This is a genomic window from Micromonospora sp., assembly GCF_048594385.1.
Lineage (GTDB): Bacteria > Actinomycetota > Actinomycetes > Mycobacteriales > Micromonosporaceae > Micromonospora > Micromonospora wenchangensis.
Map to the genome: position 1 here is coordinate 1 of NZ_JBMDWU010000133.1, position 9,620 is coordinate 9,620.

At 71.4% G+C, this 9,620-nt stretch carries 13 protein-coding genes; 2 read left to right on the plus strand and 11 right to left on the minus strand.

Going from position 1 to position 9,620, the window contains the following annotated elements; genetic code table 11:
• Positions 1-108 precede the first annotated feature (108 nt).
• The 11 genes from ACOJTC_RS06480 to ACOJTC_RS06530 form a co-directional block, all read right to left on the minus strand.
• Complete coding sequence (locus ACOJTC_RS06480) at positions 109-711, minus strand: MerR family transcriptional regulator (protein ID WP_357927684.1); 603 nt, start codon at positions 709-711, stop codon at positions 109-111.
• Positions 712-887: 176 nt separating this feature from the next.
• On the minus strand, positions 888-1,352 hold the full coding sequence (locus tag ACOJTC_RS06485) for a bifunctional nuclease family protein (RefSeq protein ID WP_088647333.1): 465 nt from the start codon (positions 1,350-1,352) through the stop codon (positions 888-890).
• A gap of 181 nt (positions 1,353-1,533) precedes the next feature.
• On the minus strand, positions 1,534-2,229 hold the full coding sequence (locus ACOJTC_RS06490) for a MerR family transcriptional regulator (RefSeq protein ID WP_204928411.1): 696 nt from the start codon (positions 2,227-2,229) through the stop codon (positions 1,534-1,536).
• Positions 2,230-2,279: 50 nt separating this feature from the next.
• Positions 2,280-2,732 (minus strand): FHA domain-containing protein, encoded by a 453-nt coding sequence (locus ACOJTC_RS06495; RefSeq protein ID WP_067311506.1) that lies wholly within the window; start codon positions 2,730-2,732, stop codon positions 2,280-2,282.
• A gap of 217 nt (positions 2,733-2,949) precedes the next feature.
• Positions 2,950-3,330, minus strand: a complete 381-nt coding sequence (gcvH, locus tag ACOJTC_RS06500; protein ID WP_204928412.1) for a glycine cleavage system protein GcvH — start codon at positions 3,328-3,330, stop codon at positions 2,950-2,952.
• A gap of 54 nt (positions 3,331-3,384) precedes the next feature.
• A complete protein-coding gene (locus ACOJTC_RS06505; protein ID WP_204928328.1) occupies positions 3,385-4,326 on the minus strand; it encodes a DUF881 domain-containing protein in 942 nt (313 codons plus the stop codon).
• 9 nt (positions 4,327-4,335) lie between these two features.
• The gene (locus ACOJTC_RS06510) at positions 4,336-4,668 is read right to left on the minus strand and encodes a small basic family protein (protein ID WP_067311500.1); all 333 of its coding nucleotides are present in this window, start codon (positions 4,666-4,668) and stop codon (positions 4,336-4,338) included.
• Positions 4,665-5,618 carry a DUF881 domain-containing protein gene (locus ACOJTC_RS06515; RefSeq protein WP_204928329.1) on the minus strand — a complete coding sequence of 318 codons (954 nt, stop codon included), beginning with the start codon at positions 5,616-5,618 and terminating at the stop codon, positions 4,665-4,667. The genes ACOJTC_RS06510 and ACOJTC_RS06515 overlap by 4 nt, the downstream gene beginning before the upstream one ends.
• Positions 5,615-6,181 carry a CDP-alcohol phosphatidyltransferase family protein gene (locus tag ACOJTC_RS06520; protein WP_420116158.1) on the minus strand — a complete coding sequence of 189 codons (567 nt, stop codon included), beginning with the start codon at positions 6,179-6,181 and terminating at the stop codon, positions 5,615-5,617. Before ACOJTC_RS06520 ends, ACOJTC_RS06515 begins: the two co-directional genes overlap by 4 nt.
• A 343-nt stretch (positions 6,182-6,524) precedes the next feature.
• Positions 6,525-6,995 (minus strand): MarR family winged helix-turn-helix transcriptional regulator, encoded by a 471-nt coding sequence (locus ACOJTC_RS06525; RefSeq protein ID WP_204928331.1) that lies wholly within the window; start codon positions 6,993-6,995, stop codon positions 6,525-6,527.
• Between the two features lie 47 nt (positions 6,996-7,042).
• The gene (locus tag ACOJTC_RS06530) at positions 7,043-8,218 is read right to left on the minus strand and encodes a PP2C family protein-serine/threonine phosphatase (protein WP_363653237.1); all 1,176 of its coding nucleotides are present in this window, start codon (positions 8,216-8,218) and stop codon (positions 7,043-7,045) included.
• Between the two features lie 156 nt (positions 8,219-8,374).
• On the opposite strand from ACOJTC_RS06530, the gene ACOJTC_RS06535 reads away from it, so the two are divergent.
• Both ACOJTC_RS06535 and ACOJTC_RS06540 read left to right on the plus strand, forming a co-directional pair.
• Positions 8,375-9,265, plus strand: a complete 891-nt coding sequence (locus tag ACOJTC_RS06535) for a universal stress protein (protein ID WP_420116157.1) — start codon at positions 8,375-8,377, stop codon at positions 9,263-9,265.
• Positions 9,266-9,356: 91 nt separating this feature from the next.
• Positions 9,357-9,566: a phosphatidylethanolamine-binding protein gene (locus ACOJTC_RS06540; protein WP_204928334.1), complete on the plus strand. Its 210-nt coding sequence runs from the start codon at positions 9,357-9,359 to the stop codon at positions 9,564-9,566.
• The last annotated feature ends 54 nt before the right edge of the window (positions 9,567-9,620 follow it).

Consider the following 9,620-nt stretch of genomic DNA (forward strand, 5'->3'; position numbering starts at 1 on the left):
CCCCGGGCACCACCAGTGTCCACCGGGCACACCGAGCCGACACCCGCCACCCCCCGCACACGACGACGCCGCGACCGCAACCCGCCCGCGGCGTCCACACCACCCCGATCAACCCGCCCGACGCCGCGCCCGCCGCGCCGCCAACTCATCACCCACCACCTCCGACGACACACCCTCCTGCGCCGCCGGAACCACCTCACCACCACCCGGCACCGCCGGCTCCGCCGGCAGATGCGACAACGAACCCTGGATCTCCTTGAACGCCCCACCGATCGCGATCCCGAACACCCCCTGACCACCCTGCAACAGATCCACCACCTCCTCCGGGGACCGGCACTCGTACACCGTCGTCCCGTCCGAGATCAGCGTGATCCCCGCCAGGTCCTCCACCCCCCGCGACCGCAACGCCTCGATCGCCTTACGGATGTTCTGCAACGACACCCCGGCGTCCAGCAGCCGCTTCACGACCTTCAACACCACCAGATCGCGGAACGAGTACAACCGCGACGTCCCCGAACCCGACGCGTCCCGCACACTCGGCACCACCAGCGTCGTCCGCGCCCAGTAGTCCAACTGGCGGTAACTGATCCCCGCCGCATGACAGGCCGTCACACCCCGGTAACCGACCGCACCGTCACCGTCCACCGGCACCGACGGTGCCACCGACTCGCCCCGCTCAACACCTGGCTCAGGCTCCCGCGGCTCGTGCATCCCGACAACCTCCCCGTCAGTGCGGTAACACGCCGGTGCGACCGACGCACACCCCTCGACACGGCAACCCTAACGCCGCACCAAGCGGTTACCACGGAGAAACCGCCGCGACACGCCGCGCGACGACACACCACAACACCGGCATCGCCACCGCGACACCCACGACGAAGCCACGATCAGCCCGCGAAATCCTCCGGACGCACCTGCTCCAGGAACTCCCGGAACTTCTCCACCTCATCCTCCTGCTCGTCGGGAATCACGATCCCCGCCTCACTGAGGACCTGCTCCGCACAACGAATAGGCGCACCCACCCGCAACGCCAACGCGATCGAATCACTCGGCCGGGCCGACACCCGCACCCCGTCACCCAGCAACAGATCAGCGTAGAAGACGTTCTCCTTCAACTCCGTGATCTCCACCGCCCGCAACGGCGCCTGCAACGCCGCCAGCACGTCCCGCAACAAATCATGCGTCAACGGCCGGGCCGGTTTGACCCCCTGCTGCTCATAGGCGATGGCCGTGGCCTCGACCGCACCGATCCAGATCGGCAGATAGCGGTCGCCCTCGACCTCCCTGAGCAGGACGATCGGTTGGTTGCTGGGCAGCTCCACCCGAACCCCGACCACGCTCAGCTCGCGCACCGCCGCCTCCGTGTCGTTGTCGCCTACACCCGCACCGCGCCCCGTCCCTGCACGGTACACGGACCACGACACGGCAGTCCCCACCGCACCAGCCCCGCACCGCGCCGGAAAAGGGGTTACCCCGGCAAGCCTACGGCACGCTTCCCGGGGCAGAACCTTCCGCACACACCAGCCGAACCCCTCACCGACCCAACGTCGACCGCAACCCCACCCGGACCAACGCCGCATGCAACTGCTGCGACAACGCCACCAACTCCCGCGCCGTCTCCGCCGCCCGCGCCCGCGCCGCCGGATCAGACTGCCGCGCCAACGGCGCCACCAACTGCGCGAACAAACCCACCTCACGATCCGCCGACGACCGGTAACCCCGCAGATGACGAGGCTCCAACCCGTACGCCGCCAAACCCGCCACCGCCCGCGCGATGATCAACGCATCCGCGTCATACCAACCCGGCGGATCCGGCACCAGCACCCCGAGCCGCTCCAACTCACCCAACGTCGACTCGGCGATCCCACTACGCGCCACCAGATCGGCCCGCCCGAGCCGCACCTGCGACTCAGGCTCCTCCGCCGACCGGCCCGGCACCTCACCACCGGGACCCACCGCCACCAACGTCGGCCGCTGCCGACCCGGCGCCTCCTCACCACCGTCCCACTGCGCCAACTGCTCACGAATCACCCGCAACGGCAGATACTGATCACGCTGCGCAGTCAACACGAACCGCAACCGGGCCACATCATCCCAGCTGTACTTCCGGTACCCCGCCGCCGTCCGCTGCGGCTCCACCAGACCCTCGGCCTCAAGGAACCGCAACTTCGAAATCGTGACGTCCGGAAACTCCACCCGCAGCTGACCCAACACCTCACCGATACTCATCAGCGGGTGCGACCGGGCAGCCCCGGACGGCATGGAGGCCGCAGGCTCGTTCACCCCCGGCCGGCCTCCTCCTCCGGGCGAGGACCGGCGATGAACACCACCCGGAACTTACCGATCTGCACCTCGTCACCATTGCTCAACGTGGCCGCCTCCACCCGCTCCCGGTTCACGTAGGTGCCGTTCAGACTCCCCACATCCCGCACCGTGAACGTCCCGGAATCCCGATGGAACTCCGCATGCCGCCGCGACACCGTCACATCGTCCAAGAAGATGTCACTGTCCGGATGCCGGCCACTCGTCGTCACATCATGGTCCAACAGGAACCGGGCACCCGCATTCGGGCCCCGACGAACCACCAGCAGCGCCATACCCGGCGGCAACGAGCCGGACATCCGACTCGGCACCACATCGGTGTCCGGACCCTCCAGCACTTCGTCCAACGAACCGAGATTGAGCGTCGAAGTGACGTCGAGCGGGGGGAACTCGTCGCCTGGGCGCGTCATGGGACCACCTCACGGATCAGTTTCGGTCAGCACAGGATAACGGCGGGTACGGCCCCCGGGAAGATCACCCGACGGCTGGCTCCCCCTGCCCACGAAAGGCAATCACCCAACACTGCACCAATTTGGGGTTCTCGGTCGACTGGGCGAGCCTAGCCAGCGCCGAAATGCAGGGCAACCGGACGCGCGGCAAAAACACCCGCGCCCGGCACGACACCACTCAGCTCTCGGTGAGCTCACGATACGCGGCAGCGGTCAACAACCCGTCCACCGCCGCCGGATCCGCCGGCACGATCTCCACCAACCAACCCGCACCGTACGGATCAGAATTGATCACCTCAGGAGTGTCGGCCAACGCCTCGTTGCGCGCCGCCACCGTCCCGCTCACCGGCGCGTAGATCTCCGACACGCTCTTGGTCGACTCGATCTCACCCAACGACTCACCGGCCTCCACCACCGCACCGGAGTCCGGCAACTGGACGAACACGATGTCACCCAGCGCATCCTGCGCGAACTGGGTGATACCCACCCGAACGTTACCGCCCTCGGCACCCACCACCCACTCGTGCTCGGCGGTGTAACGCAGATCCTCAGGAATCACCAGCGCGTCCCTCATCCATCGGTGCACCGGGACCACCCGGCGCGGCCGCGCCGGTCAGGAGACCGGACGGGCGTGTTCCAGTTTCAACGGCGCGTGCAGCGCCGAAACCTCGGCAACCTCACGATCCTCGACGCTCACGTTACCGCCGTCACCGCGAACCGATGCGGCCACCCCGCCCGGAATGTTCAACGCGGTACGCATCGTCTCCGGATCACCGATCACCGTGATCGTGTACGGACCCGTCAACGGCCGCCCGTCCACCACCAACACGTCCCCCGCCCCGTCCAGGAAGTACGTCGAGGCGATGATCCGCGCCGACGCCCGATCCCCACCCGAGATCTGCATCGCCTCCGCACCCGCACCCCGCAACTCCTGCACCGCGTCCAACACCCGGTCCGCCCGGATCGGCTTACCACCCGGCTCGAACCGCACCGCCAACCCCGGCCCCCGCGCCGGCAACGTACCCGCCAGGATCCCCAACTCGTCGGCCCGCTTCGTCGCCTCCTCCAACGCCGCCTGCCGACCCTGCTCACCCGAACGCAACTGCCGCTGACTGTCCTCCAGGCCCTCGATGTCCTGCTGCAGACGCTTCTCCCGGGAATCCAGATCCGAGAAGATCCGCACCAGGTCCTCCTGCCGGGTCGCCGCCAACGTCGGATCCGTCGAGGTCGTCTTCAACTGCACCACCAACGTGAACCCCAACAACGCCAGCAACGCCGCGATCATCACCGCCGCCGACGACACCCTCCGCCCCGCCGGACCCGCCGAGGGCCCGACCTCAGCCGACGCCACCTCCGCCAGGTTCACCGTCGCCCCGTCGTCGTCACCCGACTCCGACGGCTGCTCCCGCGACGGCTCCCCCGGCACCAACGGACTCAACTCGTCCGCATCCGGCGCGTCCGGCCGCGGATCCGGCTCACCCGCCGGCCCCGGCGGACGCACCGGCTCCACCGGCTGCGGCCACCCCGTACCCGTCTCCCGATGCTCGTCGCTCACGACACCAACCTACGCCCGGAACAGGTGCCGACGGATCGCCGCCACATTCCCGAAGATCCGCACCCCCAACACGACCACCACACCCGTGGACAACTGCCCACCCACCCCCAACTGGTCACCCAGATACACGATCAGACCCGCCACCAGCACGTTCGAAATGAACGACACCACGAACTGCTTGTCATCGAAGATCCGATCAAGCTTCGCCCGCACCCCACCGAACACGGCGTCCAGCGCGGCCACCACAGCGATCGGCAGGTACGGCTGCAACGCCGCCGGCACCGTCGGATCGAGATAGATCCCCAGCACCACACCGGCGAGCAACGCCAGCACCGCGATCATCGGACACCTCCGGAGGGGCGGGAAGACGAACCCGGACCGGACGACCCGGCACCGGACGAACCGACAGCACCCGAACCCGCCGGCGACGGACTCGGACTGACCGACGGCTGCGCGTAGCGTAGCCGTGGCTCCGGCGCGGCCGGCAACGTGAGGTCCTCCGCCCGGCGCACCTCGAAAGACAACCCGGTGTCCCGGGCCACCCGACGCATCAGATACGCCGACCGACTGTCGTCGAACCGGTCCCGCAACGACCGCGGCCCGATCGCCGACACCTCGTACGGGCTGGTCACCGGACGAAAGTCCACCAGGATCGCCGCCCCCGCCGAACGGATCGTCGACGTCGCCGTCAACCGCTGCCCGTTGATGGCGATCGCCTCCGCACCCGAGGCCCACAGATCGTTGGCGACCTTCTGCAGATCCGAATAGATCACCCGCGACGGACCCGCCCCCGAGTCACCGTTGACCGCGCCGTCGTCCTGCACCGCGGCGTCGGCCAACTTCACCACCACCCCGTCACCACGCACCCGGCCGAGCCCCGTACCCGCCTCCAGGTTGCGCAACCGGGCCGCCTGCGAACCACTCAACGCCGCGTCCCGCTGCCGACCGACCTCCTCACGCAACCGCGCCGCCCGCGCCGTCATCGCGTCGGTCTCCGCCTCCCGCTGCTTGATCTGCGCGATCAACGCGGCCCGCGCCTGACTGCGGCTCGGCTCGTCGGCCATCGTCTCCCGGTACGCCACCGCGAACAGGAACCCCACCGCCGCGACCACCACGACCGCCACCGCCCGCGCGGACGCGCCCCGCCACCCGGAACCCGACGCCGGGTCCCGCCGCCGCCGGGCCGCCGCGTCGGCGTAACCCGGGTCCAACGGGTTCTGGAACAGCTCGGTGAGGAAGTCCGGGGTGAACAACCGCGCCGGACGCTTCGACCCGTCCCCCGGCGCGCTCACGCGGCGACCCCCCGCCGGGCCGCGCGCACCAGCCGGGCCGCCTGCACCACGTACATCGCGCCGGCCACCCAGTACAGCACCAGACCCCACCAGGCCAGTCCCCAGCCGATGGCCGCGGCGGTCGTCGCCGTCACCGACGTGGTCGCCGCCGCCACCAGCAGGACCGGGAACGCGGCCAACAGCAGGAAGGTGGCGGTCTTGCCGACGTAGTGCACCGGCGGCGGCCCGTACCCGTGCCGGCGCAGCACCGCCAACGAACCGAGCAGCAGCGCCTCCCGGGCCAGCAGCGCCGCCGTGAACTGCCACGGCACCACCTCCCGGGCGGTGAAGGCGAGCAGCGTGGCGAGGATGTAGAGCCGGTCGGCCAACGGGTCGAGCAACTCGCCCAGGCGGCTGACCTGCCCGAGCCGGCGGGCGATCCAGCCGTCCACCCAGTCGGAGGTGCCGCCGATGGCGAGCACCACGATCGCCGCCACGTCCGCCTCCACGACCAGGAACAGCCAGAGGAACAGGGGTACGCCGAGCAGCCGGACGAAGCTGATCAGGTTCGGCAACGTCAGCACCCGGTCGGCGGCGCTGTCGTCACCGCCCGGTCCGCGCGGATGCTCTGCCCGAGCCCGACGTGACACCGAACCTCCCCCCGCAGACGGTCCGGGTGCCCACGCGGGCACCACGGTCAGCCGTGCGCTTACCGGACCGGCGCTCGCCGGTGTCTCGGTGATCCCGGGCCGGGACCTCCCCCTGGTGTGGTCCGTGGCGCTCGGCACCCCGGACCGGCAGCCACTATATCGGGCGTGGGCGGCCGCCCCGGTGGGGCGCGCGTTGCCCGGGGCGGTCTGGCGCTGTGTGTGGTGTGTCACCACCGCTAAGGCATCCTAGGACACTAGTGGACGGCTGGGGAACTGCTCACGCGGTGCGGGCGGGAGTGTCGGGTTGCGCGGTGGGCGTGCCCGCGGCCGCCGCGTGGCCGAACGCCAACAGCGCCAGCAGCAGCTCGTGCTGGGCGCGCGGTGGCATCCGGTCCAGCACCGCCTGCACCGCCCGGTGCCGGCGCTCCCGCAGCTCGGTCAGCAGGCTCACCGCCGCGGCGGTGAGCACCAACCGCACCTCCCGCCGGTCCCGGGGGTCCGGGGTCCGGCGCAGCAACCCGGTCGCCTCCAGCCGGTCACAGAGCCGGCTGGCCGACGAGGGCACCACGTCGAGCAGCTCGGCCAGCCCGTTGACGTTCGTCTCCGGCCGGTCCCGGATCAGCGCCAGCACCCGTAGCTGGGTCGGCGGGACCGCCACCTGGTGACGGGAGGTGGCCGAATCGAGCACGCCGACGAGCGCCTCGGCTGCGGCATCGATCGCCGCAGCAAGATCCGGAGGTCGCTCCACCCGCTGTCCCCTGCGATTGTCCGCTGTCGAAAGTCGCTGCCGGCCGATCACCGTTCGCGCCGCCCGCCCGGCCCGCACCAGTCCAGGCACACGACAACGGCGTCGTCACGTAGATCAGTGTCGGCATGATAAGCGAACAGCTCGCGCATCACCGTACCAACCGCCTCCGTCGCCGGTTGCAGCCGAGTCGACCGCATCGACCGGGCCATCGCCCGCTCACCGTAGGCCTCCTGACCCCCCGGCTGCGCGTCGTACACGCCGTCGCTGACCACGAAGAGCCGGTCACCGGGCAGTACGTCGAACTCCTGCACCGTGTAGCGGGTCTCGGCGAACATGCCCAACGGCAGCTGCTGCTCCAGGGCGATCCGCTCGACAGTGGTCCCCCGCACCCGCAGCACCCGCGGCGACCCGGCGTCCACCGCCCGCGCCCGGCCGGTGGCGGTGTCCACCGACAACAGCAGCGTCGCCACGTGCCGCTGCCCCCGGTGCTGGTAGAACAGCGTGTCCGAGGCCAACTCGGCCTGCTCCACCAGCCCGCCGCCCGAGCGGCGCGCGTTGCGGATGGCGTTGACGGTGAGCGCGGTGAGCATCGCCGCCGAAAGGCCCGTGCCGGCACCGTTGAGGACGGTGAGGGTGAGCCGCCCCGGGTCGACCGACCAGTCGAAGTGGTCACCGCCCACCGAGTACGCCGGTTCGAGCTGCCCGGCCAGCAGGAACGCCTCGTGCGTGACGCTGCGCCCCGGCAGCAGGTCCCACTGCATCTCCGCGGCCATGCTCAGTCGCTCCCGACGCCGCGTGCGCCGGTACCGGTCGGTCTCCCGGTCGGCCGCCCGCAACGTGGTCGCCAGGTCGACGCCCAGGTCGACGATCAGCTCCACCGTCGGATCGTCCGGGCTGACGGCCAGCTCGACCAGGAACACCCCCAGCCGCTCCCCCCGGGTGGTCAGCGGCACCCAGACCCGGCAGCATCCGCCGTCGGACGGCTCACGCACCGGTTGCTGGCTTGAGAAACAGCGTTGCGCGGCGCTCTGGCCGGTGAGCGAGCCGGCGGACACCTCCGGGTCGAGCACCGACCACAACCCGCTGATCCGGTAGTCGGCCAGGAACGCGTCGACCCGCACCGCGGCCAACTCCGACCGGAGGGCCCGATCGACGGCCTCCACCACCTGGTCGGGCAGGGCCTCACGTAGCGCACGCGACATCGCTGCGAGCGCGTCCGGCATGGTTGTCCTCCGAGATTCTTGCTACAGAGCAAGCATCATACGGAGCGGCCGGTCCACCCCCACCCGGGGCACCGGGCGGCACGGGGGAACCGGTGGCGGTATCGGCCCGCCGGCCCCGGCCAGCCGCGATACTGACCCCGGCAGGAGGTGCGCACGGTGGACCCGACGGACGGCGCGGCGATCGTGGTGGGCGTGGACGGCTCCGAGCCGGCGCTGCGCGCCGTCCGGCTGGCCGCGACCGAGGCGGCCCGCCTGCGCCGGCCGCTGCGGGTGGTGCACGGCTTCATCTGGCCGCTGCTGCACACCCCGGTCGACCCGGTCGCCGCCGACCCACCCGGCGGCGGGCTGCGCCGCACCGCCCAGGACCTGGTCGAGGCGGCGGTGGCGCAGGCCCGCACGGTCAGCCCCGGCATCCGGGTCACCGGGGAGATCATCGACGGCGAGGCGTCGGCGGTGCTGCTCGGCACCTCCCCCGCCGCGGCGATGATCGTGCTCGGCGACCGGGGCCTCGGTGGGTTCGGCGCCCTGGTGGTCGGCTCGGTGGCGATCCAGGTCAGCACCCACGCCGACTGCCCGGTACTGGTCGCCCGGGGCACCCCGACCGACGACGGCCCGGTGGTGGTCGGGGTCGACGGGTCGGCGGCCTCCCGCGCCGCGGTGGACTTCGCCGCCGCGCAGGCCGCCGCGCGTGGCGTCCGGCTGCGGGCCGTGCACGCCTACACCCATCCGGCCTCCACCGGCCCCGGTGACTTCCAACCCCTGGTGTACGACGAGGCCCGGCTGCGCGACGAGGAGGACGACGTGCTCGCCGCAGGCCTCGCCGGGCTCGCCGAACGCCACCCCGACCTGCCGGTCGACCGGGAGCCCGTACACGCCCGCCCGGTCGCCGCCCTCACCGAGGCGTCCCGCCGGGCCCAACTGGTGGTGGTCGGCGGCCGGGGCCACGGCGAGCTGGCCGGGCTGCTGCTCGGCTCGGTCGGCCACGGGGTGCTGCACCGCAGCGCCTGCCCGGTGGCGGTGGTACGGGAGCCGGCGACCGACCGGTAGGCCGCCCTCCGGCACGCGGTGGGGGGCGGTTGGCCGGGCCCGGGACGGGTAGTCGGCGCGGGTACCGCAGGCGGACCACCGAGGAGGCGACATGCCAGGACCACGGCCGGGAAGCAACGCGTACGACAAGGAACGGGCGCGGCTGCGCGACCTGATCGAACAGTCGGGACGCGCGTCGGACAAGGAGGCCAACCAGGTGGCCAACCGGATCCTCCAGGAGGACCGGGGCCAGCGCGGCATGGTCCGGGGTGAACGGGCCTACGGCCCCAAGGGCGAACGCGGACCCGGCGACCCGAAGTGAGACACACGGCGGCCGGGGCGCAGCCCCCCGGGGGGGGCGCGACCCCCCCCCCCG

Bases quoted from the DNA above. Each gene is read 5' to 3' on its own strand.
- ACOJTC_RS06510 (WP_067311500.1), bottom strand. From the start codon at position 4,668: ATGATCGCGGTGCTGGCGTTGCTCGCCGGTGTGGTGCTGGGGATCTAT.
- ACOJTC_RS06540 (WP_204928334.1), top strand. From the start codon at position 9,357: ATGCCAGGACCACGGCCGGGAAGCAACGCGTACGACAAGGAACGGGCG.
- ACOJTC_RS06530 (WP_363653237.1), bottom strand. From the start codon at position 8,218: ATGCCGGACGCGCTCGCAGCGATGTCGCGTGCGCTACGTGAGGCCCTG.
- ACOJTC_RS06495 (WP_067311506.1), bottom strand. From the start codon at position 2,732: ATGACGCGCCCAGGCGACGAGTTCCCCCCGCTCGACGTCACTTCGACG.
- ACOJTC_RS06480 (WP_357927684.1), bottom strand. From the start codon at position 711: ATGCACGAGCCGCGGGAGCCTGAGCCAGGTGTTGAGCGGGGCGAGTCG.
- ACOJTC_RS06490 (WP_204928411.1), bottom strand. From the start codon at position 2,229: ATGAGTATCGGTGAGGTGTTGGGTCAGCTGCGGGTGGAGTTTCCGGAC.